Source organism: Croceicoccus mobilis (assembly GCF_001661965.1).
GTDB classification, from domain to species: domain Bacteria; phylum Pseudomonadota; class Alphaproteobacteria; order Sphingomonadales; family Sphingomonadaceae; genus Croceicoccus; species Croceicoccus mobilis.
This window is the reverse complement of the sequence record NZ_LYWZ01000025.1, coordinates 1-26,658: the sequence shown is the minus strand read 5'-3', so window position 1 is coordinate 26,658 and position 26,658 is coordinate 1. Positions and strand designations below refer to the sequence as shown.

The 26,658-nt window shown below is 65.1% G+C and carries 30 protein-coding genes; 21 read left to right on the top strand and 9 right to left on the bottom strand.

Annotation, left to right across the window (positions count from 1 at the left end):
* Positions 1–17: 17 nt before the first annotated feature.
* The 4 genes from A9D13_RS14330 to A9D13_RS20580 form a co-directional block, all read right to left on the bottom strand.
* Positions 18–1,001 (bottom strand): cation diffusion facilitator family transporter, encoded by a 984-nt coding sequence (locus A9D13_RS14330; RefSeq protein WP_066775132.1) that lies wholly within the window; start codon positions 999–1,001, stop codon positions 18–20.
* Positions 1,002–1,341: 340 nt separating this feature from the next.
* Positions 1,342–1,512, bottom strand: coding sequence for a hypothetical protein (locus A9D13_RS14325; protein ID WP_156522089.1), 171 nt, complete (start codon positions 1,510–1,512; stop codon positions 1,342–1,344).
* A gap of 680 nt (positions 1,513–2,192) precedes the next feature.
* Entirely contained in the window at positions 2,193–2,606 is a 414-nt protein-coding gene (locus A9D13_RS14320; protein WP_066775127.1) for an ASCH domain-containing protein, read from the bottom strand.
* A gap of 174 nt (positions 2,607–2,780) precedes the next feature.
* Complete coding sequence (locus tag A9D13_RS20580) at positions 2,781–3,011, bottom strand: hypothetical protein (RefSeq protein ID WP_156522088.1); 231 nt, start codon at positions 3,009–3,011, stop codon at positions 2,781–2,783.
* Positions 3,012–3,192: 181 nt separating this feature from the next.
* Between A9D13_RS20580 and A9D13_RS14310 the strand changes: the two genes are divergently transcribed.
* Together A9D13_RS14310 and A9D13_RS14305 are read left to right on the top strand one after the other, a co-directional pair.
* The gene (locus A9D13_RS14310; protein ID WP_066775122.1) at positions 3,193–4,524 is read left to right on the top strand and encodes an Hsp70 family protein; all 1,332 of its coding nucleotides are present in this window, start codon (positions 3,193–3,195) and stop codon (positions 4,522–4,524) included.
* A gap of 457 nt (positions 4,525–4,981) precedes the next feature.
* Positions 4,982–5,851, top strand: a complete 870-nt coding sequence (locus A9D13_RS14305) for an OmpA family protein (RefSeq protein WP_066775119.1) — start codon at positions 4,982–4,984, stop codon at positions 5,849–5,851.
* A 227-nt stretch (positions 5,852–6,078) separates the two neighbouring features.
* Here the strand turns inward: A9D13_RS14305 and A9D13_RS14300 are convergent, their stop codons facing one another.
* On the bottom strand, positions 6,079–6,903 hold the full coding sequence (locus A9D13_RS14300) for a flagellin N-terminal helical domain-containing protein (RefSeq protein ID WP_066775116.1): 825 nt from the start codon (positions 6,901–6,903) through the stop codon (positions 6,079–6,081).
* 375 nt (positions 6,904–7,278) lie between these two features.
* Between A9D13_RS14300 and A9D13_RS14295 the strand changes: the two genes are divergently transcribed.
* From A9D13_RS14295 to A9D13_RS14210, 18 genes are all read left to right on the top strand, one after another.
* Entirely contained in the window at positions 7,279–8,598 is a 1,320-nt protein-coding gene (locus A9D13_RS14295; RefSeq protein ID WP_066775114.1) for a sigma-54 interaction domain-containing protein, read from the top strand.
* Entirely contained in the window at positions 8,586–8,939 is a 354-nt protein-coding gene (gene fliE, locus A9D13_RS14290) for a flagellar hook-basal body complex protein FliE (RefSeq protein ID WP_066775111.1), read from the top strand. The genes A9D13_RS14295 and fliE overlap by 13 nt, the downstream gene beginning before the upstream one ends.
* Positions 8,940–8,942: 3 nt before the next feature.
* The gene (gene fliF / locus A9D13_RS14285) at positions 8,943–10,628 is read left to right on the top strand and encodes a flagellar basal-body MS-ring/collar protein FliF (protein WP_066775107.1); all 1,686 of its coding nucleotides are present in this window, start codon (positions 8,943–8,945) and stop codon (positions 10,626–10,628) included.
* Complete coding sequence (locus tag A9D13_RS14280; protein WP_066775105.1) at positions 10,628–11,638, top strand: flagellar motor switch protein FliG; 1,011 nt, start codon at positions 10,628–10,630, stop codon at positions 11,636–11,638. Before fliF ends, A9D13_RS14280 begins: the two co-directional genes overlap by 1 nt.
* Positions 11,631–12,233 carry a FliH/SctL family protein gene (locus A9D13_RS14275; RefSeq protein ID WP_066775102.1) on the top strand — a complete coding sequence of 201 codons (603 nt, stop codon included), beginning with the start codon at positions 11,631–11,633 and terminating at the stop codon, positions 12,231–12,233. Before A9D13_RS14280 ends, A9D13_RS14275 begins: the two co-directional genes overlap by 8 nt.
* Positions 12,233–13,564, top strand: a complete 1,332-nt coding sequence (locus tag A9D13_RS14270; protein WP_066775099.1) for a FliI/YscN family ATPase — start codon at positions 12,233–12,235, stop codon at positions 13,562–13,564. Before A9D13_RS14275 ends, A9D13_RS14270 begins: the two co-directional genes overlap by 1 nt.
* A 4-nt stretch (positions 13,565–13,568) precedes the next feature.
* Positions 13,569–13,988: a hypothetical protein gene (locus A9D13_RS14265; protein WP_066775096.1), complete on the top strand. Its 420-nt coding sequence runs from the start codon at positions 13,569–13,571 to the stop codon at positions 13,986–13,988.
* A gap of 106 nt (positions 13,989–14,094) precedes the next feature.
* Positions 14,095–15,342: a hypothetical protein gene (locus tag A9D13_RS14260; protein ID WP_066775093.1), complete on the top strand. Its 1,248-nt coding sequence runs from the start codon at positions 14,095–14,097 to the stop codon at positions 15,340–15,342.
* Between the two features lie 33 nt (positions 15,343–15,375).
* Complete coding sequence (locus A9D13_RS14255) at positions 15,376–15,948, top strand: flagellar basal body-associated FliL family protein (protein ID WP_066775090.1); 573 nt, start codon at positions 15,376–15,378, stop codon at positions 15,946–15,948.
* A gap of 5 nt (positions 15,949–15,953) precedes the next feature.
* Positions 15,954–16,892 carry a FliM/FliN family flagellar motor switch protein gene (locus tag A9D13_RS14250; RefSeq protein ID WP_066775083.1) on the top strand — a complete coding sequence of 313 codons (939 nt, stop codon included), beginning with the start codon at positions 15,954–15,956 and terminating at the stop codon, positions 16,890–16,892.
* Positions 16,889–17,206, top strand: coding sequence for a flagellar motor switch protein FliN (fliN, locus tag A9D13_RS14245; RefSeq protein ID WP_066775082.1), 318 nt, complete (start codon positions 16,889–16,891; stop codon positions 17,204–17,206). Before A9D13_RS14250 ends, fliN begins: the two co-directional genes overlap by 4 nt.
* Positions 17,206–17,484 carry a flagellar biosynthetic protein FliO gene (locus A9D13_RS14240; RefSeq protein ID WP_066775079.1) on the top strand — a complete coding sequence of 93 codons (279 nt, stop codon included), beginning with the start codon at positions 17,206–17,208 and terminating at the stop codon, positions 17,482–17,484. Before fliN ends, A9D13_RS14240 begins: the two co-directional genes overlap by 1 nt.
* A complete protein-coding gene (gene fliP / locus A9D13_RS14235) occupies positions 17,481–18,230 on the top strand; it encodes a flagellar type III secretion system pore protein FliP (protein WP_082922439.1) in 750 nt (249 codons plus the stop codon). Before A9D13_RS14240 ends, fliP begins: the two co-directional genes overlap by 4 nt.
* A gap of 10 nt (positions 18,231–18,240) precedes the next feature.
* Positions 18,241–18,513, top strand: coding sequence for a flagellar biosynthetic protein FliQ (locus tag A9D13_RS14230; RefSeq protein WP_066775076.1), 273 nt, complete (start codon positions 18,241–18,243; stop codon positions 18,511–18,513).
* A 19-nt stretch (positions 18,514–18,532) separates the two neighbouring features.
* Positions 18,533–19,318 carry a flagellar biosynthetic protein FliR gene (gene fliR / locus A9D13_RS14225; RefSeq protein WP_066775073.1) on the top strand — a complete coding sequence of 262 codons (786 nt, stop codon included), beginning with the start codon at positions 18,533–18,535 and terminating at the stop codon, positions 19,316–19,318.
* Positions 19,315–20,457: an EscU/YscU/HrcU family type III secretion system export apparatus switch protein gene (locus A9D13_RS14220; RefSeq protein ID WP_066775070.1), complete on the top strand. Its 1,143-nt coding sequence runs from the start codon at positions 19,315–19,317 to the stop codon at positions 20,455–20,457. Before fliR ends, A9D13_RS14220 begins: the two co-directional genes overlap by 4 nt.
* A 59-nt stretch (positions 20,458–20,516) precedes the next feature.
* The gene (fliD, locus tag A9D13_RS14215) at positions 20,517–21,962 is read left to right on the top strand and encodes a flagellar filament capping protein FliD (RefSeq protein WP_066775068.1); all 1,446 of its coding nucleotides are present in this window, start codon (positions 20,517–20,519) and stop codon (positions 21,960–21,962) included.
* Positions 21,944–22,345, top strand: a complete 402-nt coding sequence (locus A9D13_RS14210; RefSeq protein ID WP_229665314.1) for a flagellar protein FliS — start codon at positions 21,944–21,946, stop codon at positions 22,343–22,345. Before fliD ends, A9D13_RS14210 begins: the two co-directional genes overlap by 19 nt.
* A 36-nt stretch (positions 22,346–22,381) precedes the next feature.
* Here A9D13_RS14210 and A9D13_RS14205 read toward each other — a convergent pair whose 3' ends face one another.
* The 3 genes from A9D13_RS14205 to A9D13_RS14195 all read right to left on the bottom strand — a co-directional run bounded on the left by A9D13_RS14205 (position 22,382) and on the right by A9D13_RS14195 (position 24,675).
* The gene (locus A9D13_RS14205) at positions 22,382–22,729 is read right to left on the bottom strand and encodes a PilZ domain-containing protein (RefSeq protein WP_066775066.1); all 348 of its coding nucleotides are present in this window, start codon (positions 22,727–22,729) and stop codon (positions 22,382–22,384) included.
* A gap of 172 nt (positions 22,730–22,901) precedes the next feature.
* Positions 22,902–23,258: a hypothetical protein gene (locus A9D13_RS14200; protein ID WP_082922478.1), complete on the bottom strand. Its 357-nt coding sequence runs from the start codon at positions 23,256–23,258 to the stop codon at positions 22,902–22,904.
* Positions 23,259–23,466: 208 nt separating this feature from the next.
* Positions 23,467–24,675, bottom strand: a complete 1,209-nt coding sequence (locus A9D13_RS14195; protein WP_066775827.1) for an MFS transporter — start codon at positions 24,673–24,675, stop codon at positions 23,467–23,469.
* A 120-nt stretch (positions 24,676–24,795) separates the two neighbouring features.
* Here A9D13_RS14195 and A9D13_RS14190 point away from each other — a divergent pair, with 120 nt between their 5' ends.
* Entirely contained in the window at positions 24,796–26,064 is a 1,269-nt protein-coding gene (locus tag A9D13_RS14190; protein ID WP_066775062.1) for an MFS transporter, read from the top strand.
* A gap of 36 nt (positions 26,065–26,100) precedes the next feature.
* Here A9D13_RS14190 and A9D13_RS14185 read toward each other — a convergent pair.
* Positions 26,101–26,658 (bottom strand): electron transfer flavoprotein subunit alpha/FixB family protein (locus tag A9D13_RS14185; protein ID WP_216635512.1); only part of this gene is annotated, 558 nt, incomplete at its 5' end.

Sequence of the window (26,658 nt, the reverse complement as noted above, 5' to 3'; positions counted from 1 at the left end):
TTTTACACCTATATCGTTTATTCACTCGGTAACGGCTGCACCCCCAGTGAAACCCCGTACCCCGGTTCGGCAAAACTCACCGCATCCTCCGCCTTTTCGGGGCGGATGTAGATGGAAGCGAGATCGGGGATCGCGGCGCGCAGTTCGGCCTCCACTTCCTCGATCAGGCGCTCGCCCTCACCCATCGGGGTGCTGTCGACCAGATCGGCGCTGATCGCGACGAAAATCTCGTTGGGAGAGGTATGGATCGTGCGGACATGGTTCACCGCCGTCACCCATTCCTTGCGCGACACGATGGCGCGCACCTGCTTCACCACGTCCTCATCCGCGCTTTCGCCGATCAGCAGGCCCTTTGCTTCGCGCGCCAGCAGCACCGCGACGAGCGCGAGGATCACGCCGATCACCATGGAGGCGACGCCATCGAGTTGCGGCGAATTGAAATAATGGCTGGCCCACACGCCGATGCCTGCGACGATCAGGCCCATCATCGCCGCCGAATCCTCGAACATGACGATAAAGACGGATGGGTCCTTCGAGCGGCGCACCGCGCTCCACCAGCTGCGCGTGCCCTTGGTCGCGGCAAATTCCTTGACCGCGATGAACCAGCTCGTCCCCTCCATCAACAGCCCTGCGCCCAGCACGATATAGTTGATCGTGGGATCGCGCAGTTCCTCGGGCTCCAGGTAATGGATCACGCCTTCGTAGAAAGAGATGCCCGCGCCCACGGCAAAGATCAGGATGGCAACGACAAAGGCCCAGAAATACAGCTCGCGCCCATAGCCGAAGGGATGGTTTTCATCCGGCTTCCGGTCCGACTTGTGCTCCCCATACAGGAGCAGCACCTGGTTCAGGCTGTCGACGACGGAATGAAACCCCTCGGACAGCATGGAGGACGAGCCGGTGATGCTGGCCGCGATGAACTTGGCGATGGCGATGCCCAGATTCGCGAACAAAGCGCCGAACAGGACGATATTGGTCTTGATATATTTGACGGCTTGCAAGGGGCGGTTCCTGTGACGGCGATCAGGCGCGCCGGGACGGCACGGCCTATGCGTCACTCAATGCACGGGCGGGTGATTTGTGCCGGTGGCTGCGGCAGCTTTCGGGCGTTTGAGGTTTTTGCGCTGATGGCCGGAACGGGGTGTAAGGCAGCCGCCCGGCAATTAGGGCGAGCATTGCGCAGCAAGCGGAGCCCTAATCGCCAGAGGCGGCGCCTCGGCTGGCGGACGCAAGGGCGCTAAGCCCGCAGCGATCCGTTCAACGTGACAGCCGCGGCTTTGCCGTGGCTGCGGCAGGTTTCGGGCGTTTGGCATTTATGAGCTTATGACCGGAACGGGGTGGTTAGCTGCCGTTCTTGCGGGATTCCTTCACCAAGGTGATGGCTGCAGCAAAAAATAAGATGCCAGAAACAATGAGCATGGGAATATGCCATTCGCTGCTCGGTCCGACGAGGAACGCCCCGGTCAAAATGAGCATGCCCAACAGCTGCGGAAGATAGAAACGGCGCGACAAATTGAATCCTGACGTCTTTTTCTCTGAGTCCATCATTGAGAGATTAGATACTATGCAAACGTCCGCAACCGGTCGTTTGCAGACAGTCCGCTTTTGGACAAAAAAGCAAATAGCTGCCGGTCCGCTTTCGGGCAAAGCCATTGCGCAGGTTAATGTCCGAATTGGGGTGGGTAGCGGTCATTGATGCGAAAGGCATCTCGCAGGCCCCCATTGGTACCTTGTGCCGAACACGACTGAGAACCTTCTTATCTCAACTTCATCTCCCACAGCACATGCAATCCTGTCGGGAACCTTCAGAAGAATTGTCTTGCCGTCCTTCAACTGTATTACCGCCTGACTTCTATTGCCGGTATAGCCCTGTACTGGCCGAAAATCGGAAATTACTCCGCGCATCCAGTTGTCCGATCCTCCAACTTCCATTTTGAGCGCGAGGAAGATGAGGAGCCCGCAGGCACCGACAAAAAGCAAAGCAAGAGTATGGCGTTGATGGTTCACAGATCGGTCGTAGCGTCACATCATGAACAACTGCAAACGGTCGTTAGCCGACATGCCGCTTTTTGCCAGAAGTGTCGCAAAGCTGCCGGTTCGCTTTCGGGAAGATCACCAACCGGTCGGAAGGACCCGAATGTGGTGGGAAGCGGACAGATCAGGGATCGCGATCTGCCAGCAGCGGCCCGATCTCAGGCGAGATCCTCGATAAGCTCGAACCGCTCCCAGATGATTTCCATGTCGGGAGAGAAGCCGCCATTTCGTTCGAAAAACCGCTGATGGCCTTCGCGCCAGCCATCGAGGCATTCGTCTTCACCTTCGGCCAGCGCCATCTCCTCCGTGACTTCCAGGAAAGTGCAGCGTCGCACCTCCACGGTTCTGATGACGAGCGCCGGATGCCCTGACCAGTCGAGTACGATATCCGCTCGGCCCGGCTCCGGCATTGCTTCGCCAAGCTCGAAGTCGCGATATGCTCCGGTGCTCGCCATCTTCCTTCCCTGACGGATCAGCCGGATGAGCCGTTCGCTCAGCGCGTGGCTGTCTCCGAGCGCAAAGGTCTCGGCGTCGGGGTATCGAACCTTCAGGCTCGCAAGGCTTTCGGACATATCCCCCCCCTTCGGTGCAGGAAACAAAAAGCAGAATGAGCCGCAAAAGGCCGGGTTGATGATTGCGCCAATGGATGGTGAAGGCGTGAAATCGGGCGTTTGCAGACATTCCGCATCTAGCCAAAGATGGAGGACGCCGCCAGTCGGTCAGCCAGACATCCGGCGGGCCGGGCTTTAGCGCGAGAGCAGGAGATAGACCGCCAGCACGAAGAGGGCGGCGGCGATCGCTATATTGGCCCCGACGCTGAGCCAGAAGCCGTGAGGATTACGCCCCTTGCGCACGGAAATGCGCGTGGACCAGCGCCAGCCCACGCGGCCTTCGCGCAGTTTTTGCCATGCGCCGAACAGGCATCCGGCGGCCAGCGCCAGCGCGAGAAGCGCAACCGGAAAATTCGACGTGGCCATGGCCCGCCCATACCAGCACTGCCCGGCATTCGGCATTGGCCTGAAGCGATGGAAAGCGCCGATGGCGACCCGCAATATCCGCCATCGGGGCAAGCGCGTTGAAAGCCCGCGCCCTTGCTGCCATAGGACGCGGCCCGAGCCACCGGACAGCCCCATGCGGCCCAGCAGGAAACCCTTCGACATGACCGCGCACGACCCGCAGATCGACCGGCAGCAAAGCCGCGCCCTCGGCATCGATTTCGGGACCAGCAATTCGGTGGTGGCGCAGGCGAGCGGCCATGCGGTGGACCTGTGGAACTTCGCCGCGCCCGATGGCGATACCAGCGTGTTCCGGTCCGCCCTGTGCTTTTGGGAAGATCCCGACGTTCGCGGCGGGCTGGGGCATGAGGCGGGGCCGTGGGCGATTGCCGAGTTCCTCGACTTTCCGGCGGGATCGCGTTTCCTGCAATCGTTCAAATCGGTCGCGGCCAGCCCATCGTTCGACAGCGCCAGCCTGTTCACCAAACGGCTGAAGTTCGAGGAATTGGGCGAGATCTTCCTGTCGCACCTGCTGCGCCATGGCGGCGCCCGGCCATCGGCCCTGCCCGAACGCATCGTCGTTGGCCGCCCGGTGCATTATGTCGGCGCGCGGCCCGATCCGGCGCTGGCGCGGGCGCGTTATGACGCGATGTTCGCGCTGCTGGGTCGGCCCGTGCATTATGTCTATGAACCCCTGGGCGCGGCCTATGGCTTTGCCATGCGGCAGAGCCAGCCCGCCACGCTGCTGGTCGCCGATTTCGGCGGCGGCACCAGCGATTTTTCCATCGTCCGGATCGAAGCGCCCGATGCCGAGCGCCGCTGCACCCCATTGGGCAGCGCCGGCATCGGTATCGCGGGCGACCGGTTCGACTATCGCATCCTCGACCATCTCGTCCTCCCCGTGCTCGGCAAGGGCGGGACCTATGAGAATTTCGGCAAGGTGCTGGAGATCTCGGCCAATTATTACGCCGATTTCCGCGACTGGTCGAAGCTGGCGCTGATGCGCAACAGGAAGACGCTGGACGAATTGCACCGCCTGCACCGCGCCGCCACCGATCCCGCCGCCATCGCCCGCATGATCGCGGTGGTGGAGCATGAGCTGGGCCACGGCCTGTATGAAGCGGTGGGCCGGCTGAAACGCGCCCTGTCGAGCGAGGACAAGGCGGATTTCGTGTTCGAAAGCGATGACCTGTCGATCGAAAAGCCCGTCACCCGCGCCGACTTCGAGGAGTGGATCGCGCCCGACCTCACCCGCATCTCGGCGACGCTGGATGCCGCTTTGGCCGATGCGCGGCTGGAGGCGGGCGACATCGACCTTGTGTTCCTGACCGGCGGATCGTCACTGATCCCTGCCGTGCGCGCGATTTTCGCAGACCGCTTTGGCAATGACCGGCTGGCCACTGGCGAGGAACTGACCTCGATCGCGCATGGGTTGGCCCAAATCGGGCTGGCTGACGACATGGAGCAATGGATCGCCCCCGAAGCGACCGAATAGCTGAGCCGGATTCGGGCGCGGCCGCGAATCCGCCCTTCCCCCGTTAACAATCGCGAATCGCGGATTTGGCCGATTTCCCGCCCCGCGCCCTGCCCTCGCGCCCACAAGTCACTGAGCGCGGGTTGCTTTTCCCGGCCCGCCCGCAAGGTTGCAGGCAGAACGCGCCAAAATTATAATGTGGCGATTTCGTGGCCAGATCATGATCGCAAAAGCTGTCCAATGCCTCAATTCATCGCACAGAGGTCACGAGCCACCCGTAGAAACGGTCATCCTGTCGTGAATGTTCATGAATGAGAAAGGGCGCAAACAACAGGCACGGCTCCGACGCGGCAGTCCTGTCGTGCAACCTTCAAGCGAGGTTTGAGTTCTTAGACAGTCGGACACGCCATTTAACGGCGGCCGGGGGAATTACCGGGATTAAGCAGGGTCGGCTGTTTGGTTTGCAAGGAGTATTTCGATGAGTGTATTTTCCAAGAGCCCCAAGGCTCTCCTTTTGGCAGCAACGCTTGCCGCGCCCATGACCATCGCGCTTCCCGCGCAGGCCGTGGCGCAGGATAACGAAGACGTGACCGTCTATGGTGAAGACGGCCCCGATGTCGAAGGCATCATCTCGGCCCGTTCGGGCAACCAGCTGCAGATCATGACCGACGATGGCCAGCCGATGACCGTTGCCGTCGATGCCGAGACCAAGGTCAAGGCCAAGGGCGGTTTTCTGGGTCTGGGCAGCAGCAAGCTTGCCACCGATGCGCTGATCACCGGCCTTCCCGTCAAGGTCGAGACGATTCAGGCCGGCGGCGCCCTGCTCGCCACCGAGATCACGATGAAGAACGACGATCTCAAGACCGCGGCGATGATCCACGGCGGCACCAACCAGCGTTTCACCGCCAATGAAAACGCCATCAACGCCAATGCCGCCGCTACCGAAGCGCTGCGTGGCCGCGTCGGCGACATCGACAAGTACAACGTCAAGGGCGTGACCAACGTCTATTTCGACACCGGCCGCTACAACCTGTCGGACGACGCCCGCACCGAACTGTGCTCGGCCGCGAGCCAGGCCGATGCGATGGACAATGCTCTCCTGCTCGTCGTTGGCTACACCGACAACACCGGCAGCTATGAGATCAATCAGGAACTGTCGGAAAAGCGCGCCGCGCGCGTCGTGAACTATCTGCAGCAGCAGTGCGGCTGGAAGCCGTATCGCATGCTGACCCCGACCGGCATGGCCGAGGCGGATCCGACCGCGGACAACACCACGGCAGAAGGCCGTGCGCAGAACCGCCGCGTTTCGGTGAACATCCTCGTCAGCAAGAGCGTCGACGGGATCTGATGCAGCCCCGGGGGCGGGCCGGTCCCGCCCCCCACACTGCACGGCAAAAGGGCCGGGTGGACATTCGCTGTCCGCCCGGCCCTTTGCTTTGGCCTATCCCGATAGCGCGCATCACGATAGCGCGCACGATAAGGACCCGGCGGCTGGATCTGGCCGCCGGGTCCTTGCGTTTGCCGATCGGGCCGGGACAATCGCACCCGACCGGCTCTCGTTGCTTGACGCGGTGCTTAACGCAGCAGCGACAGCACGTTCTGCTGGCTCTGGTTCGCCTGCGCGAGCATCGCGCTCGACGCCTGGCTCAGGATCTGGGCCTTGGCGAGAGCGGTCGTCTCGGTCGAATAGTCGGTGTCCTGAATGCGCGAGCGGGCATCGGACAGGTTGGTCGTGTTGGTCGTGAGATTGTTGACCGCGCTTTCCAGACGGTTCTGACCGGCGCCCAGCGTGGCGCGGGTGGCGTTCACGTCCTTCAGCGCCAGATCGACATTGGTGATCGTCGTCGCGGCCAGCGCATCGGTGCTGACATCGAGAGCGGCAGCCGAAACATTGGTGCCGTCGATCGCCTTGCTCTTCAGCGTGACGACATCGGTGGCGGCAGCGCCGGTCGCGATGGTGACGTCGACATCGGTGCCCGCGGTCTGGCTGAAGATCGCGACGCCGTTGAACTTGGTGTTGGTCAGGATATCGCCGATCTGCGACTGCAGCTCGGTCACCTCGGCATCGAGATAGCTGCGGTCATCGGCGCTATAGGTGCCGTTCTTCGACTGGACCGCCAGTTCGCGGACACGCTGCAGCATGTTCGAAACCTCGTCCAGCGCGCCTTCGGCCGTCTGTGCAAGCGAAATGCCGTCATTCGCATTGCGGATGCCCTGGTTCATGGCGCGCACATCGGCCGTCATGGTGGTGGCGATGGCAAGACCCGCCGCATCGTCCTTGGCGCCGTTGATGCGCTTGCCGGTCGACAGGCGCTCCATCGCGGTGCCCAGGTCGCGGTTGGCCGAGATCGAGGCGTTGGCGGCCTTCATGGCCGAGATATTGGTATTGATGACCGACATGATTGAAACTCCCGTTCGTGACTTACCTGGTCGCCCGGAAAATGCCGGGCCAATGAACGACAGGCCGCACCATGGGGGTTGCATCGGGACTGGTCCGGTGCGGCTGACAGGGACAAGACCGGCAGCGAAACGGATGGATTAAGGGCAAAAATTCATCGGCATCGGATGAAACCCGCCGCTTTCGGGGCTTTCTGCAGGGAAACTAGGGGAAACTACGCAGCCTCGCCTTGCCCGCTTCTTGAGGGACACACGGCCACAAGGGGCCATCGGAAAGACCCCGCACGGGACTGCGCGGGATTTTCCTGCGGGCATGGCTCCACCGGGGCCAGCCGGATTTCATCAGGGGCCAGCCGGGGTCCATCAAGGGGTTGTCAGATGACAGGGGTTCTCTTCGCCAATACGGCCAGATCGCGGCACGGGGCTTTGTGCCAGCGGGTTTCTGCCATTTGCGAGACGGTGCTTGCGGGCAGCAATGTGTTCATGCGCGATGCCGCCGACACCGCGCCGCCGCCGCCTGCGGCCCGCGTGATCGACCTCGACCGTTCCGGCCCGCCGGGCGTGACCCGGCTGGGGCCGCGCCACATGCGCGTTTCCTATCGCGATCCGCTGTCCGACACCGCGCTGGGCAAGGTGATCGCGGCGATGAGCGGGAATGACAATCCCATCGCCGCCGATCCTGAAAGCCTGTCGATCTTCGCGCTTGCCCAAAGGCTTGCCGCCAGCGAGATCCCGGTGTTGATCAACGGCCCCACCGGCACGGGCAAGGAAGTGCTATCGCGCTTCATCCACATGAGGAGCCCGCGCGCCGACAGACCGTTCATCGCGGTCAATTGCGCGGCCATGCCCGAAACCATGCTGGAAGCCATGCTCTTCGGCTATCAGAAAGGCGCATTCACCGGCGCCAATGCGGCGAGCGAGGGGTTTTTCCGCGCAGCCGACGGCGGCACGCTGCTGCTGGACGAGATCGCGGAGATGCCGATCAACCTGCAGGCAAAGCTGCTGCGCGCCCTGCAGGAAAGCGAAGTCGTGCCCATCGGATCGTCGAAGCCTGTAAAGATCGACGTGCGCATCATCGCGGCGTGCAACCGCGACCTGCCCGTCGAAGTGGCCGAGGGCCGCTTCCGCGAGGATCTCTATTACCGCCTCAACGTCTTTCCGCTGACGCTCTCGGCGCTGCGCCAGCGCCGCAATGACATTCCCATGCTGGCCTATGCGCTGGCCATGCGCCATGTGCCGACGGGCCAGCAGGTCCCGTTTTTCAGCGACGATGCGGTGGCGATGCTGACCGCGCACAGCTGGCCCGGCAATGTGCGCGAACTGGAAAACGTCGTTCGCCGCGCCCTGCTCCTTGCCAATGGCGAGGGCGTGATCGCGGCGGATCACATCGTCTTCGACCGCCCGGCCATACTGGTCGAGCCCGCCCCTGTCGGCGGCGACAATGTGCGCGCGATCCCGCTGCGCCCTGCCGCCCCGGCTCGTGCCGCCGCTTCCGATGCCAGCCTGCACGATATCGTCCAGCATTCGGAGAGCGAGGCGATCCTGCGCGCATTGGACGATCACGGCGGCAATCGCGTTCGCACGGCAGCGGCGCTGGGCATATCGGAACGCACGCTTCGCTACCGCCTCGCCTCCATGCGTGACGCGGGTGTCGAGATGGGCCGCTATGCGGCAGGGGGTGCGCGGTGTCGTCGATAAATCCCACCGGCGCCGATGTGCGCTCGATCATCGCGCTTCGGCAGCAGATCATCGACCGTTCGCAGGCGCTGCGCGATGTGCACGCCTCGCAAAAGGCGGAATCAACGCAAAGCGCGGGCACGCCCGGTTTTGCCGAAACGCTGAACAATTCGCTGCAGGACGTGAACGCCGTCCAGGTAAAGGCCGAGGACATAGGCAATGCCTATCAGCGCGGCGAGGTGACCGATGTCGCCAAGGTCATGCTGGCACGGCAGGAAGCGGGCGTCGCTTTCGAGGCCACGCTGCAGGTGAGGAACAAGCTCTTGTCCGCCTATCAGGACATCATGCGGATGGGGGTCTAAGCCATGTCAGGTCTCGTCCCCGCCGCCAGCCAGTCTTTGACTGCCCCGCTTACCGATCCCGCAGGTGGATCGGTGCTGACGCGCATCAAGAGCTTTACCGCGCAGGAGCCGGTGAAGAAGGCGCTGCCTGCCTTTTTCGCACTGTCGGCCATTGGCGCGGCGGCGCTGGCATGGGCGCAGCTCGCGCCATCGTCGCAGCGCATGCTTTATGCCGATCTGGCCGATAGCGACCGCGCCGCCGTGGTGCAGATGCTGGATAGCGCGGGCATCGGCTATGCCATCGACAATGCCACCGGCGCGCTGACCGTGACGGAAGAGGATTATTACCGCGCCCGCATGCTGGTCGCGCAGGACGGTTCCATCGGGACGCCCGAAAGCGGGACCGAACTCCTTGATTCCCTGCCGCTGGGCGCAAGCCGCACGATGGAAGGCCAGCGCCTGCGCGCCGCGCGCGAGCGCGAATTGCAGCTGACCATCGGCGAAATCGACGCAGTGGAATCGGTGCGCGTCCATCTGGCAGAGGCCGAGCGCAGCGCCTTTGTCCGCGACAGCGTGCCGCCATCTGCCTCCGTCATGCTGCGGCTGGCGCGCGGACGCTCTCTGTCGGGCGAACAGGTGCGCGCCATCGTCAATCTGGTCGCGGCGTCGGTGCCGGGACTTGCCATTGATGATGTCCGCGTCGTCGACCAGCACGGCACGCTCTTGTCCGATCCGGCAAAGGCCGATGACGACCGGCTCGACCGGCAGGCGCGCATGGAAGCCAAATTGCGCAGCCAGCTCACCCATCTCCTCACCCCCATGTTCGGCGAAGGCAATTTCACCAGCGAGATCCAGGTCGAGCTGGACATGGAAGAGGTGACGCGCGCCAGCGAAACCTATGGCCGCGACGGATCGCTGCGCAGCGAAAGCGTGCATAGCGCGACCAACAGCGCCGCCGCGCCCGCCGCGGGCATTCCGGGCGCCTTGTCGAACACGCCCCCGCCCGAAGCGACGGCCGAAGACCGCGCTCCCACCGGAACCGAAAACGCCGCAGCCGCTGCGCCCGTGCAAAACGGTGAAACTGCCGCCACCCGCAATTACGAACTGGACCGAGAGGTTGCCGTCGCCAATAGCGCGCCCGGCGGGCTGAAGCGCCTGTCGGTCGCGGTCGCCCTGTCGTCAGAGGCGATGAAGGATGCCAAGGCGTCCGACATCGACGAGATCAAGTCCCTGATCGGCTCTGCGGTGGGCGTCGACGACGCGCGCGGCGACCGGTTGACCGTCATGGTCAGGAGCTTCGAACCTGTCACCACGGCGACGCAGGCCTTTTATGAAACGAGCTGGTTTGCCCGCCTCGTCCGCTATGGCGCGGCGTTGCTGGCGGTGCTGCTGGTTCTGCTGCTGGCGGTGCGTCCGATGATCAAGGCGCTGAAACGCCCTGCTGCAAAGGACGGCGCGCTCGATGTACCCGCGCTGGAAACCGGAGACAGCGAGGATGGCGAGGAGCGCGGCGATGCCGCCATCACCCCGCGCGCGGCAGAGCTGGTCGGCAATATCGCCGAGCGTGAGCAGCTTGACCGCAAGGTCGGGCTTGCTCGCCGGATGGTGAGCGAACAACCCGAAAGCGCGGTCGCCGCCCTGCGCCAGATGCTGCGCGAGGATGCCCCTGCCCCCGCCCCGGCAGGCGGCCAGCAGATGAGCGCGGCGTGATGGACGATGCGCTCACCCCGACGATAAGCCCTGCGGCAGAGGCGGCAATGATGGTCATGCTGTTGGATGAAGAGCAGGCCGCGTCGCTGCTTTCGCAGCTCGGCCCCGATGAACTACAGCGCCTTGGGCAAAGCATGTGCGCCTTGGGCGATGTCGCGCCCGATGCGATCAATCGCGCCATCGCCAGCTTCGTCTCCCACGCCGAAAGCGCCGAATTCGCCGCGCAGGACCGCAGCGTTCAGGTGCGCCAGCTGATGACCCGCGCCGTGGGCGACATCAAGGCCGACAATCTGATGCAGCGCATCGTGCCCGAGGCTCCTCCCTCGCCGCTCGAACTGCTGCGCTGGCTCACGCCGCAATCGCTCTCGATACTGGTGCGCGGCGAACATCCGCAGGCGATTGCGCTACTGCTCCTGCAGATAGAGGCCGAGCCTGCCGCCAAGGTCGTCAAAAGCCTCGACCCCGCCGTGCAGGGTGAGGTCATGCGCCGCGTCGCCACCATGGGGACGGTGCAGGCAGGCGCGCTCAAGGTGCTGGAACAGATGCTCGAACGGCGCATCCGCGAATGCCACGGCCATGCCCCGCTTGCCATGGGCGGCGCGGCAGAGGCCGCTGCCATCATCAACGGCACCGGCAAGGCGGTGGAGAAGGTGGTGATGCCCGCGATCTCCAAATTCGACAAGAAGCTGGCCAGGCGGATCGAGGAGGAGATGTTCCGCTTCGAACATCTCTTCGCCCTGCCTGCCCAGCAGATGGGCGCGCTGCTGCGCGAGGTGGATTCCGACATTCTCATCGACGCGCTGAAGGGCATTGCCGAGACGGAGCGCGAATTCTTCTTCGCCGCCATGTCGTCGCGCGCCGCCGACGGGCTGAAGGACGAGATCGAGGGCCGTGGAAGGCTCAAGATGGAGGATGTGGTCACGGCCCAGCGGGCGGTCATCGCCGTTGCCCGCCGTCTTGCCGCCGAAGGCACCATCATCATCGGATCGGGAGACGATGAATATGTTTGAAGACTTTCCCGGTCATGCATCTGATGTCCCGGCAGCCGTATCGCTGGCCTCGCTGTCGCAGGGCCTCGGCTTTCGCGCCGACCGGCGGTTTGCCCCCGGCATGCCCGCCTGCGCGCCGCAGCCGCCCGAACCCGATGCCGCGCAGACCGCTTACGCCGACGGCTTTGCCGCAGGGATAGCCCAGGCACGCGCCGAAATGGAGGCGCGCCATGGCGCAGACGAGAACGCGCGCGCGGCGCTGATGCCCACTTTCCGCCGCCTCGACGAGGAAGCCCGCGCCGGGCTTTCCCGCGATCTGCGCGACATCGTGGCCGCGCTTTGCGAAGAGACGCTGGCCCCCATGGCCATGGACGAGAACGCGCTGGTCCGGCGCATCGATGCCGCGCTCGCGCTTTTGTCGGAAAGCGGGCCGCGCACCATCTGCCTCAACCCCATTGATCTGGCGCTGGTTGCCGACGATGCGCCTGCCGACTGGCGCTTTCGCCCCGACCCCGCGCTGGAACGCGGCGCGCTGCGCGTCGAGACGGCTGATGGCGGGATCGAGGACGGCCCTGCCAGCTGGCGGCAACGCATCGCAGAGGCGCTGGACCGGTAATGGGCAAGCATCCTTTTCTGGACGGGCTGAAACTGGCCCCGATACCGCTGACGCCGATCCGGCACGGGCTTGTCCGCGCCTGCGAAAACGGGCTGGTCAAGGCCAGCGGCCTGTCGCTGCCCGTCGGATGCCTGTGCCGGATCGAACAGGACAGCGGCGCCACGCTGGGGGCCGAGGTCATCGGTTTCCAGAATGGCCTGACCCTGATGATGCCGCTGGGCGAAAGCGCCCTCCTCCACCCCGGCGCGCGCGTCCTGCCCGAAGGAACGCCGGGCATGGTGCCGGTGGGCGATGCCTTTCTGGGCCGCGCGGTGGATGGAGAGGCCAGGCCGATCGACGGGCTTGGCCCAACCGAACGATGCGAACACTGGCCCGCAGTCGGCGTGCGCACTGGCGCGCTTGAACGATCCAGCGTGCGCCTGCCATTCGATTGCGGGGTCCGGGCGCTGAATGCGCTGACCACGTTCGGCGAAGGGCAGCGGATCGGCGTGATGGCCGGATCGGGGGTCGGCAAGTCGGTGCTGATCGACATGATCGCGCATGGCAGCACGGCCGATATCGTGATCTTCGCCCTGATCGGCGAACGCGCCCGCGAAGTGTCCGGCTTTGTCGAGCGGCACATGGCAGGCCCCGAACGCGCGCGCACCATCACCATTGCCGTGCCCGCCGACCATGCGCCGAACCTGCGCCTGCGCGGCGCGATGCTGGCGACATCCATGGCTGAATATTTCCGCGCGCAGGGCAAAAGCGTCCTCCTTGTCATGGACAGCCTGACCCGCGTCGCCCACGCCGCGCGCGAAATCGGCCTGCTGCTGGGCGAACCGGGCGCGGCGCGCGGCTATCCCCCATCGGCGCTGGCGACGATCACCCGGCTGGTCGAACGCGCGGGCAATTCGGCCAGCAGCGGCGGGGCCATTACCGGCCTTTATACGGTGCTGGCCGATGGCGATGATGAAAACGATCCCGTGGTCGACACCGCCCGATCCATCCTCGATGGGCATATCGTGCTGTCGCGGGCACTGGCGCAGCGCGGGCAATATCCCGCCATCGACATCGCCGCATCATTGAGCCGGGTGATGAGCGATGTCGCCGCCCCCGACCATATCGCCCATGGGCGCGAGCTGCGCAGCCTGATTGCGACGCTCGATGCCAATCGCGACCTGGTGCTGATGGGCGCGTATCGCGCCGGATCGGATGTACAGCTTGACCGGGCGTTGGCGATGGAAAAGGCGATCAACGCTTTTCTTGCCCAGCCGACGGGACAGATCGCACCGCTGAAACAGTCGGTCGCCGATCTTGCCGCGCTGCTGGCCCCCACCCCTGCCCGATAGCGCGATGAAACCCGACAGGCACCGCCTTTTGCGCCTGCGCCGGATCGAGAGGATCCGCGCCATCGCCAGCCACGCCGCCGCCGCGCAGGCTGCCGAGGCGGAGGGCACGCTGGCCCAGCTGCTGGCTCTGCGCGAGCGGACCGTCGACATTCAGGCCAGCTATGATCCGCGTCATGCCGATGACGGCGCATCGCTGCTGCACATGGTCCGGTTTCGTGAGGGGCTGTCACGCATCACCGCCCAGACCGACACCGATATCGACAATGCCCGCACCGCCGCCGACCGCAGGCAGGACGAACGCCGCCACGCCGAAAAGCGCCGCGCCCATGCGCAGGACCGGGCCGAGGATTGCCGCCGCATGATCGAACGCGGCGGCCAGTTCCTGCCGACACCGGGACGAAAGGCAATCTGGCACGATACTTGAAAGGCAGTGTTCGTCATCAACGCCGACGAACCGAGGGTTCATGCCGAACGCTGCGATCATTGCCACGACTTCTGCAAGTTCAGCCCTTCAGGGCCTGTCGTCTTCCATGGCGAAATCGCCCAACGCACCCGCATCGCCAGGTGAAACCGGCGAAGAAGCGCTGGATTCGGAGCTTTTCGGGCCCTTGCTGATGGCGCTGGCCGCGATGCAGGCGGCTCCCCCAGCCCCCGCGACTGCGCCGGTCGCGGGCAGCGATAGCGCGGGCCTGCCGGATGCAGGCGGCAACGGTGGCAATGCAGGCGGCAAAAGCTTGCCGTTTACGCTGCCGCAGCTTGCCGCCGAAGCCGAAGCGCCTGCCGCCCTGCGCGACATGGCGGCAATGCTCGCCACCATGACCGGCAGGGCCAAGGGCGCAGCCCCTGCGGAGCAGCTGCGCGAAGCCCGGCCCGCCAACGCCGTGCTGCCTGCGGCATCGGATGCCGACGCAGCCCCCGCGACGATTCGCCCCATCCGCATCGACGCGCTTACAACGCGCCTTTCCGCCGCACCCGCACCTGTACCGGGATCGGTGTCGGGGCCAGTGACAGCGGAGCCGATTGCCACGGCCATGGAGACGCCGACGAAGCTTGGCCAAGCCGCTGCCAGCGCCGAGCCGATCAATTCCGCCGAGCCTGCTGCAAACGATAGCGACATGCCGCGCCCGGTCGGACCCAAATCTGCAAAGGCGACCACGGCCACGGCGGCGGATCGCCATGCACCGCAGGGCGCGCAGCCTGCGCCCGCGACGGTCGGCCCGGCCCCGTCCGCGCCGGTCGCCATGACCACGCCGATCGCCGATCCCGCCCCTCAGCCTGCCGCCCAGTTCTCCGCCGCCGATGGGCCCATGGCCGCCGAAAGACTGGGCGCGCTGGTCGAGGCGATCGCGCGGGCGCGCGAGACTTCGGGCCAGCCGGTGCGCGCGACCATTGGCCATGCCGAATTCGGTATCGTGGCGCTCCGCCTGTCGAGCGAGGACCATGGCCTTGCCGCAACGCTGAGCAGTGCGGACCCGGATTTCGCCCGCGCCGTGCAGGCCGGTGCCGCGACCCGCAGCGGGCCGGACCAGGCCCAATCGAACGCACAGCAGGGGCAAGGACAAAATCAGGTCCAAAATCAGGGCCATAACCTCGGTCAGAATGCACAAGGTCAGGGCGCGCCATCCCACGGCGGCCAGTCCTTCGCCCAGCAGCACCGTGCCAGCGACGCCCCGGCGCATTCGCGCGCCGACGGCGCGGCAGCCGCCGAAACAGCCCCCGAAGCAGTCGGCAAGACCGGCCAGCCAGACCTCACGGGCCGTCGCGGCATCCTCGCCTGATCCGCGCGCCCTTAGCAATCGAAAGGAATATCCATGAGCAAAAGCGAAAAGGACCAGCCCAAGCCGAAGAAGGGCGGCGGCATGGTGGTGAAGATCATCGGCGCGATCGCATTAATGGGCGCAGGCGGCGGCGGGGCCTTTGCCGCCATGCAGTCGGGCATGATCGGCGCGTCCCATGAAGAGGTCAATGACCCGAAACTGGTGCGCAAGGGCGAGGACGATCCCTATGCCGCAGCCGAAAAGGAAAAGGACGCCGTGCCCATCGTCTATGGCGATGGCGGCAGCGAATTCCGCACCGCCTATTACACTTTCGGCGAGGAGTTCACCTCCAACCTCAAGAATTCCGACGCGCTGGTGCAGGTGTCACTGGCCGCATCGACGCAGCGCGACGGGCGCGTGCTGATGTGGATGAAAACGCATGAGCTGGCCATCCGGTCGGCCATGCTGGCGGTGCTGGCCGATACCGAAGAAGAGCAGGTCTATTCGATCGAGGGCAAGCGCGCGCTGCAGGAACGGCTGGCCGCCGCGATCAATGAAGAGCTGACGCGGCGCGAAGGCTTTGGCGGGATCGACGAGGTCTATTTCCGCTCCTTCATCGTGCAGTAGAACCGATGAGGCAGGACACCATACGGGCCGAACGGGCACTGGCGCGCCATTGCCGCGAACTGGTCGAACGGCAGGTCGAAAAGGCCGACGCCGGCGAGGCGCTGGTCCTGCTGGGCCACCGCGTCGCCGCCGCGCTTCCGGCAGAGCTGGCGCCGCTGGCAGGCGGGATCATGCCCGCCGTGACGGCAGGCGATCCGGTCGACGGTTTTGCCCACACGCTGCTGGCAAAAGCCAATGGCCCTGCCTGCCACCGGGTGCTGGCCGGCAGCACCGATGCCTGCCGCCTGCTGGTATCGACTGATGCCCGCGCTTTGTTCGAACTGGTCGACCGCGCGTTCGGCGGCGATGGCGACGTGCCCGATCCGCTGCCCGCCCGCCTGCCGGTTTCCGCCGAACTGCTGCTTTCCCGGATAGAGGCGATCATGGCCGAATTGATCGGGCGCATCGCGGCGGGCGGCGCGCTGGCCGCGCCCAGGGCTGAAGCGGGCGGCGGCGATATCGCGCTGCTGCGCCCCTTTGCCGCCAATTGCCCGCTGCATCAGATCGGCTTTTCCATCCGCTTTGCCGAGGGGCCGGAATGGCTGATCCGCCTGACCATGCCCGCCGCCGCAATTGCGGCGCTGTGGGAAGCGCTGGGCGACAATACCGCGCCCGCACGCGCCGCCCCTGCCCCGGCGCCGCGCACGGCGGCCGACCGGCCCTTTGCCGACATCCCGCTGACGCTGACGGCGACCCTGGTCGATATGGCCCTGCCGCTCGCCCGCCTTTCGGGATTGAAGCCCGGCGACATCCTGCCGGTTTCCATCGCCCGCCATGTCCCCGTCACCATCGGCGAGCAACTGATCGCGCATGGCACGGTGGGTGAGATGGACGACCGCGTCGCTCTCCAGCTCGGCACGCGCACGCCTGCCCCTGCCCTTCCGAAAAAGGATGACATTTCATGACCATCGCACACGACCCGATGAATTTCCTCAAGGACGTCACCGTCCGCCTCTCGATCGAGCTTGGCAGCACGCAACTGCCTTTGCGCGACGTCATGGCGCTGGGCGAGGAGAGCGTGATCGTGCTGGACCGGCTGACCGACGAGCTGCTGGACGTGCAGGTCAATGGCCGCCGCATCGCGCGCGGCGAAGTCGTCGTGCAGGGTGGCCGCTTTGGCCTTCGGATCGTGGAGATGGAAGGCCATGCCCCCCTCTCCCCAAGCGCCGCGCCCGCTGCGGCGGATGCGCCCGCCATTGCGGCAGAGGGCATGCTCTGATGCTCTGGTACCTCCTCAAGCTGGCCATCATGCTGCCGCTGATCGCGGGGCTGATCTGGGGCGTGCTGAAACTCGCCAAGCACATGCAGCAGCGCCAGCAGGCGGGCGGGCAGGCCCGCGCGGTGCGCATCGTCGAGACGCAGATGCTCTCGCCCACCATGAAGCTTGCCGTGATCGAGTTCCATGGGCGAGAGATCCTCGTCTCCGCCTCGCGCTCGGGCCTCACGCGCCTTGCCGAGGCCCCGGCCCGCGGCAGTTTCGCGGAGATGGTCGAGTGAAACGCCTCCTCGCCCTGACTCTGCCGCTGCTTCTCCTGCCCGCGCCTGCCTTCGCGCAAGAGGCGGTGCCCGCCGCGCTCGACCGCGCATTGGGCACGCTGGAGGCGACCAATGGCGGATCGCTGAGCCTGTCGCTCCAGCTATTGCTGGTGATGGGGCTGTTGACGATCCTGCCCAGCCTGATCCTGATGATGACCAGCTTTACGCGCATCCTCGTCGTGCTGGCGATCCTGCGGCAGGCGATGGGATTGCAGCAGTCGCCGCCCAATCAGGTGCTGATCGGCCTTTCGCTGTTCCTCTCGCTGTTCGTGATGGCGCCGACGCTGGACGCAGTGAACGCGCGCGCCATCGCCCCCTATTCCGATGGCGACATTCCGGCGGAAACCGCGATCGCCAATGCGGGGGAGGAATTCCACGCCTTCATGCTGCGCCAGACGCGCGAGACAGACCTGATGATGTTCGCCGACATCGCCGATGCGCCGAAATTCGAAAGCCGCAAGGCCGTGCCTTTTTCGATCCTGCTGCCTGCCTTTGTCACCAGCGAACTCAAGACCGCGTTCCAGATCGGCTTCATGCTATTCCTGCCGTTTCTCGTCATCGATCTTGTCGTCTCCAGCGTGCTGATGAGCCTTGGCATGATGATGATGAGCCCGATGATCGTCTCGCTCCCCTTCAAGCTGCTGCTCTTCGTCATGGTCGATGGCTGGGCCTTGCTGATGGGATCGCTGGCGCAAAGCTTCGTGTGAGGGGTTCGTGATGGATGAAAGCAACGCCCTTCTGGCGCTGGCCGACCGGATGCTGTGGACGACCGCGCTGGTGGCAGCGCCCGTGCTGCTGGCGGCGCTGGCGGTGGGCCTGATCGTCGGGATCATCCAGGCGGCGACCTCGGTCAATGAACAGACCTTGACCTTTGTGCCGAAACTGGCGGTCACCGCATTGGTGCTGGTGCTGCTGGGCGGGGCGATGATGGGGCTGGTCGCCGATTTCGCGCAGGATGTGTTCGCCGAAATCGCGATGATCGGCCAATGACCGGAAGGATGGTCGGAAGATGATCGGGCTTTCCTTCGGCCTTGGCGGGATCGAAGCCGAATTCTGGCGGCTGGTCTTCGTCATGACCCGCATCGGCGGAGCCATGCTGGCCGCGCCGCTGTTCGGCAGCGCCGGCGTGCCGCCGCAGGTGCGCGTGATCGCGACCGGGGCGATCGCCGTATTCGTGTGCAGCTGGTTTCCCGCCGTCACCGCGCCTGCCGACCTGTTATCGCTGTCGGGCATGGTGACCGTCGCGGGCGAAGTCGCCATCGGCCTGTCGCTGGGCTTCGTCCTGCAGTTGGCCTTTGCCGCGCCCATCGTCGCTGCCGAGGTCATATCGGGCGCGATGGGCATGTCGATGGCGACCGCCGTCGATCCGGCCAGCGGCGCGCAGTCGCCGGCGCTGGGGCAGTATTTTTCCGTCGTGATGACGCTGCTGTTCCTGGCGCTGGGCGCGCATCTGCACTGGATCGCGCTTCTGGTGGAAAGCTACCGCAGCTTTCCGCCCGGCGGCGGCTGGTTTTCGGCCGACCGCATGGAGGTGATCGTCTCTTTTGGCTCGGTACTCTTTGAAAACGCAGTGCTGATCGCGCTGCCGGTCACGCTGGTGCTGATGCTGGCGCAATTGGTGACAGGCGTCTTGGGCCGCTCGGCGCCATCGCTGAACCTGTTCGCGCTGGGCCTGCCGCTGGGCGTGCTGGCCGGGCTTGCCGCGCTGATCGCCAGCTTCCCGGTGCTGGGCGAACAGATGACCGGCCTGATCGGGGTCGCCCTCGACTTCAGCGAAGGGCTGATCACGCCATGAGCGCGCAATCGGACAGCGGCGAAAAGACCCTCGCCCCAACCGACAAGCGCAAGCAGGACGCGGCGAAGAACGGCGATGTGCTGCGATCGAAGGAACTGGCGACGGCAAGCGCGATCCTGCTGGGCGCGGGGTGGATGGCGCTGGGCGGCGGCTGGGTGTGGGACAGGCTGACCGGCGCGATGCGGCACGGGCTGATGTGGGACCGCGCCGATCTCGATGCCTTTACGCCCGAACGCGTCCTTCTCCCCATGCTGGGCGCGGCGCTGCCGCCGGTGCTGGTGCTGGGCGCGTTGATGATGGCAGGGGCGCTGATCTCGCAGCTGGGGTTCGGCACCGGCGTATGGGTCGGCGGCAATCTCGCGTTCAAGGGTTCGCGCATCAATCCGCTCTCGGGCCTCAAACGCATGTTCGGGATGAACGGCCTGATCGAGATGGGCAAGGGTCTGGCCAAGGTCGCGCTCTTGGCAGCGATCGCATGGGTCTGGGGCAAGGACCGGATCATGGGCTTTGCCGCTTTGGGCCGGGGCAATATGGGGCAGCAGCTGGGCTATGGCTGGGATGCCATCGTGACCCTGCTCTTTGCGCTGGGCGCGGGGCTGCTGCTGATCGCGCTGGTCGATGTGCCGATCCAGATGTTCCGCCGCAACAAGCGCCTGATGATGAGCCATCAGGACATGCGCGACGAACACAAGCAGAGCGAAGGCAGCCCCGAAAACAAGGCCGCGATCCGCGATCGCCAGCGCCGCATGGCCGCGGGCGCGCTGGTCCCGGCGATGAAGGAGGCGCAATTCGTCATCACCAATCCAAGCCATTTCGCCGTCGCGCTGGTCTATGACCCCGACCGCGCCCATGCCCCGATCCTGCTGGCGAAGGGCCGCGACGACAAGGCGCTGGCCATGCGCGAACTGGCTGCCGAGTACGAGGTGCCGGTCCTCGAATACCCGCCGCTTGCCCGCGCGCTCTATTTCACGACGCAGGAAAGGCAGGTGATCCGGCACGAACTTTATGCCGCCGTGGCCGCCGTGCTGGGCTTCGTCCTGTCGCTCAAACGCGGGGAAAGCCCGGTCGCGCCCAGCGTCAACCTGCCCGTCACCATGCATTTCGATGCCGATGGCCGGGCGGAAATCAAACCCGAATGATGAAAGGAAGCGGCCCGCGCGCGGCTTAAGCGCAGGCGCGATCCGCCGTTCTGAGATCCATGACCACCACCAGCTCCACCACTACCAGCAACACGTCTGCTACCTCCAGCATCATCAGCGCGCTGGGGGCTGGCAGCGGTATCGACATGACCGGGCTGGCCAGCCAGCTTTCCGCGGCGCAATTCGCGGGACGCATCGACCGGCTGTCGGCCAGATCGGAAACGCTGGAGGCGCAGATCTCGTCCGCCTCCAATCTCAAGAGCATGGTGCTCAGCCTCTCGACCTCTCTGGGCGATCGCATCCGCGTCGGTGATCTGGCGCCCGCGCCTGCCATGGACAATGGCGCGGTGGCATCGGTCAGCCTGTCGAAATCGGTGACGCCGTCGGGCAGCTATAGCGTGGAGGTCACGCAGCTGGCGCAAAACCAGGTGCTGGCAAGCCCTGCGGTCGCCTCCACCGACACGGCCATCGGCGCTGGCACGATCACGCTGCGGTTCGGTCAGGTGACGGGTGCGGGCTTTACCGAGGATGCGGCCCAGCCCTCTGTCGACATCGCGATCGGCAGCGGCGCGACGCTGGCCGATGTGGCCGCCGCCATCAACGGCTCCGATTCCGGCGTGACCGCCTATGTCGCCGACACGGTCAATGGCCCGCGCCTTGTGATGAAGGGTGCCGAGGGCGCGCAGAACGGTTTCGTGCTGGACGTGACCGAAGACGCGGCGGAACCGGGCCTTTCGGCATTGGCATGGCAGCCGGGCAGCGCGACCGGAACGCTGGTGCAGGCATCGCAGGACGCGGCGCTGACGCTGGACGGCATGGCGATCACATCGGCCAGCAACACGCTGACCGACGTGGTGCCCGGCGTGAAAATGGTACTGACCGCGACCAATATCGGCGCGCCGACCACATTGCGCTTTTCCGATGCTTCTGAATCCATATCGGGCGCGATGGAGGATCTGACCGCCGCGCTGAACGAGATCATGGCAGAGCTGAACACCGCGACCGATCCGGCGACAGGCGATCTGGCCCGCGATTCGGGCGCGCGCGCGTTGAAGAACAGCCTGCGCACGCTGGCAGGCACCGTCATCATGGGCAATGTCGCCGAAGGGGGCGTGCGCACGCTGTCCGACCTTGGCCTTGGCATCAACCGCGACGGCACGTTTTCGCTGGATAGCGAACAGCTTGCCGCGACATTGGCGCGCGATCCCGAAGGGGCCGCCGCCATGTTCACCACGGGCCTGTATGGCATTTATTCGACGATGGACGGGATCAGCCGCGCCGCTTCCAGCACCGGCAATCCCTCCAGCCTTGCAGGCTCCATCGCGCGCTATGACGACCAGCTCGACGCCGTGGGCGAAGACCAGGATACGCTGGCCGAAAAGCAGGAGGCGCTGCGCCAGCGTCTCGTCACCCGCTTCGCCGCGTCCGACAGCCGCGTCAGCGCCTCGCAATCCACGCTCGCCTTTCTGGAATCGCAGATCGCGGCGTGGAATTCGGCGGATTGAGCGGCATGGCGATGATGCACCGAACCGCCCCTGCCGAAGCCTATCGCAGCGTCGAATTCGACGCGCGCATCGATGGCGCGGACCGGCGCGAGTTGGTCTCCATCTGTTTCGAACAGCTGGTCGGGGCATTGGGCACCGCGATCCACGCCGATGCGATCCGCGATCCGGCCCTGCGCAGCAGCTCCCTTTCCCGCGCGGTGTCGAGCATTCTGGCGCTGGAAATGGGGCTTATCGGCGATGACCCCGTCGTCACTGCCATGCGCGACCTCTATGCCCGTGCGCGCAGCGCCATTCTGGACAGCGCGGCGCGTTTCGAAGCGGAAAAGCTGGCGCGGATCCGCGCCGATTTTCAGGAGATCGGTGCCGCCATGCGCGCCGGTTAGGCCATCGGCCGGTCGGGCAGTCAGCCAGATAGGCGTTCAGCAGAACCGGGCGGGCGCGGCGTTCGAGCGCGGCGTATAGCCGGTCGCCTGATTCTCGCTGCGCAGCTTTGCCAGCATGCTTTTGAAAACGGCGGGATGCAGCGGCTTTTCGAATTTCAGCCCCGCGCCCATCCCCGATTTCACCCACTGCACCACGCCATAGATCGGTGCCAGCGTGTCGATCCTGATGGCGATACGATCGCCTTGCGTGATCTCCATCGGAACATGGTCCAGCTTGCACCCAGCACAGGTCAGGTCGGTGACCTTGATCGGCTGAAGCGCCTGAAGCCCCTGCCGGAAGCTGCAATGGATCTCGACGATTTCTCGCGGATCGGATCTGAACATTTAAGAATGCGCCCCTTTTCGGCATGATGCCGGTAAAGCCGCGATATGGATCGTGCCGGGTCGCGATAGGGTTATTCGCCCGGTAAGTATAAACCCCGTATCCGCCCACGAAAAAGGAGCGGCCCGCCCATGGCGAACCGCTCCTTTCTGCGACCCTGAGGGCGCTGCCGGATCAGTAACCCGGCTGCTCGACGATCACATTGTATTTATAGCCCTTCTTGGCCATCGCCTTCACATAGTCCTGGCGATTATCCTTCAGCTCGCTCGCATATTCGCCCCATGCGTCGCGGCGGTCTTCCAGATCGCTGGCGCGGCGCAGGTCGCTGGCCAGTTCCTTCTTCGTTTCCGTCACATTGATGCGGTAATCATACCATTTCGAATTATGGATACCCGCGATCGGTGACGTCAGAACCCGCGCTTCTTCCTGATGCGCCATCTGCTCTTCATAGCTGATCGGCGCAGCGGCCATGGCGGCGGCGGGAATGGCGAAAGCGGCGGCGATCATGCTGCCCTTGATGATGTTCTTCATGAGGATCACTCCTTCCATTGGCTGCCCGGCGCGTTGCCGGGGCGTTTGCAAGGAGAACCCCCAACCCCCGCAAAACCTTCCCGCAAATGCGGCGAAAGGAAGGCGGCTGGCGGCGAATTAAAGCATGCGTTCGCCTGCCGCGACGAGCCGAGCGAGCGGCGCAGGACGCTGCCCGCCCCCGTTAATCCGCCCGCAATCGAACAGGCGATCATTCGGCCGGCAGCATCTCCGGCTCTGTGCCCTGCCGCTTTTCCAGCATGACCGCGATCAAGAACACGGCCAGCCCGCCCAGCGCCAGCGCCGAGCCGATCCAGCCTGCCGAACGCAGCCCATAGCCCGCCGTGATGGCAAGCCCGGCCAGCCACGGGCCCAGCGCATTGGCCATGTTGAAAGCACTGTGATGAGCAGCGGCAGCCAACGTCTGAGCCTCACCTGCGACATCCATCAGCCGCACCTGGATCACCCCGCCGATCCCGCTGCCAAGCCCGATGACGAAGACGGCCAGCGCCATCCACACGACATTGCCGACGGTAAAGGGATAGATGGCCAGCGCGATCGCGCTCCAGATCCACAGCACGATGGCGGTCTTGTCGCGCGCATGGTCTGCCGCGCGCGCCGCGCCCAGCGTGCCGATGGTCATGCCGATCCCGAAAATACCCAGCACGATCGGCACCGACCCTTCGCCCGATCCGGTCACGTCGATCAGGGTAGAGGCGATATAGGTATAGACAGCGAACATGCCGCCGAACCCGACCACCCCCGACAGCAGCGTCAGGATCACCTGCGGGCGCTTCAACGCGCTCAATTCGCGCATCGGGCTGGTCGTCTTGTCCGCGCCGCCATGCGGGGCCAGCCACGCGACCAGCGTCATGGTCAGCAAAGCCAGCGCCGCGACCACGCCAAAGCCGGAACGCCACCCGACCAGCTGGCCCATGAAATTCGCGGCAGGCACACCGATGATGGTGGCGACCGTCAGCCCGCTCATCACCAGCGCGACCGATGTGGCGCGCCGATTGGCCGGGACCAGAGATGCCGCGACCAGCGCCGCAACGCCGAAATAGGCGCCATGCGGCAGGCCCGAAAGGAAACGGAAGGCCAGCAGCCAGTTGTAATCGGGCGAAAATGCGGAAAGCCCGTTCGCAAATGCAAAACAGCCCATCAACCCGATCAGCAGCGTGCGGCGCGGCAGGCGCGCGCCATACATCGCGATCAGCGGCGCGCCGACCACCACGCCCAGCGCATAGGCGCTGATGGCATGGCCCGCCGCGACCTCGGAAATGCCGAGATCATCGGCAAAAAACGGGACTAGGCTCATCGCCGCGAATTCGGTCGTGCCGATGGCGAATGCGCCCACGGCCAGCGCGAAAAGCACCAGGCCGGGATGGCGGGCCTTCTGTGTCGTTGAAATATCGTTCATGCTGCGGCGCAATATATGAAGCACCCAGCGCGCTACAAGCGGCGCTTTTGCGAGAAAATCGATCAGCGCGACAGGCGCATGCAATCAGCGAAGTAGCCCTTCGCCGATAAGCAATTGCCAATGACCGGGCCGCTCCCCATAGCCGAGGCGATGACCAGCCAGAAAATCACCCGGGGCACGCCCGCCTACAAGCGCCTGTGCCTCGCCATGCTGCTGGCGGGCCTGTCGACCTTTGCTCTCCTGTATTGCACGCAGCCGCTGCTGCCCGTCTTTGCCGACGAATTCGGCCTTACCGCAGAGGAATCGAGCCTTGCCGTATCGCTGGCGACAGGGCCGATGGCCTTTGTATTGCTGGTGGCAGGCGTGCTTTCCGACCGTCTGGGGCGGCGGCCCATCATGATCGCATCGCTGCTGGCGGCCTCGGTCATGACCGCGCTGCTGGCCGCGCTTCCCGGCTGGTACAGCCTGCTTGCCGCGCGCTTTGCCTGCGGACTTGCGCTGGCGGGCGTTCCGGCGGTCGCCATGACCTATATCTCCGAAGAGGTGGAGGATGGCGCGGTCAGCCACGCCATGGGCCTTTATATCGCGGGCAGCGCGGTGGGCGGCATGAGCGGGCGCCTGCTGGTCAGCCTATTGACCGATTTTCTCGATTGGAGAACCGCGCTTGGCCTGACCGGCGTGGCGGGCCTTGCCATGGGCGCGATGTTCTGGCGCACGCTGCCGCCATCGCGCGCGTTCGAACCGCGGCCGGTGTCGCTGACCGGCTATGTCGGCGGCTTCCGCGAGGTTTTTGCCGATCGCGCCCTGCCATGGCTGTTCCTGCTCGCCTTCATGTTCATGGGCGGGTTTATCAGCATCTACAATTATGTCGGATTTCGCCTGCTGGCCCCGCCCTATTCGCTGGGGCAATCGGCGGTGGGTGCGATCTTCCTGCTCTATCTCGTCGGTTCGGCCAGTTCCGCGATCAGCGGCGCTGCATCGGGACGCTATGGCCCGCGCCGCAGCCTGTGGGCGCCGATCGTGATCTTTCTGGCAGGGATCGGGCTGACGGCGGCTGAACCCTTGTTCGTGATCGTCGTTGGGATCGCGGTGGTCACTGCGGGATTCTTCGGCGCGCATGCCATCGCATCATCATGGGTCGGCAGGCGCGCAGGACACCACCGGGCACAGGCCACGGCCTGCTATCTGTTCTGCTATTACATGGGGTCGAGCGTACTGGGCTCGGTCGGCGGCTATGCGTGGACGCATGGGGGCTGGATGGGCGTATCGATGTTCGCGGCCCTGCTGATCGCACTGGGCCTGCTGGTATCGCTGCGGCTGATCCGGGTGAAACCGCTGGACCGCCGCCCGGGCGAGGCGATCGAGGAAGATCCGATCCCCGCCGATTGAAAAGCGGGGCGAACCTTTCGGCCCGCCCCGCTTATCTTACAGCTTCTCCATCAGTTCCGGCACGGCCTTGTACAGGTCCGCCACCAGGCCGATGTCTGCGACCTGGAAGATGGGTGCGTCCTCGTCCTTGTTGATGGCGATGATGGTCTTGGAATCCTTCATGCCGGCAAGGTGCTGGATCGCGCCGCTGATGCCGATCGCGATATAGACTTCCGGAGCCACGATCTTGCCCGTCTGCCCGACCTGGTAGTCGTTGGGGACATAGCCCGCGTCCACGGCGGCGCGCGATGCGCCCACGCCCGCGCCGAGCTTGTCGGCAAGCGGCATGATGAGGCTCTCGAAGGTCTCGCTGTCCTTCAGCGCGCGGCCGCCCGACACGATGATCTTCGCGCTGGTCAGTTCCGGGCGTTCGCTCTTGGCGATCTCGGCGCTGACGAAGCTCGATTTGCCGGTATCGCCGGTCGATGCGACCGCTTCGATCTCGGCGCTGCCGCCCTCGGCCTCGGCCTTGTCGAAGGCGGTGCCGCGCACGGTGATGACCAGCTTCGCATCGGTCGATTCAACGGTCGCAATCGCGTTGCCCGCATAGATCGG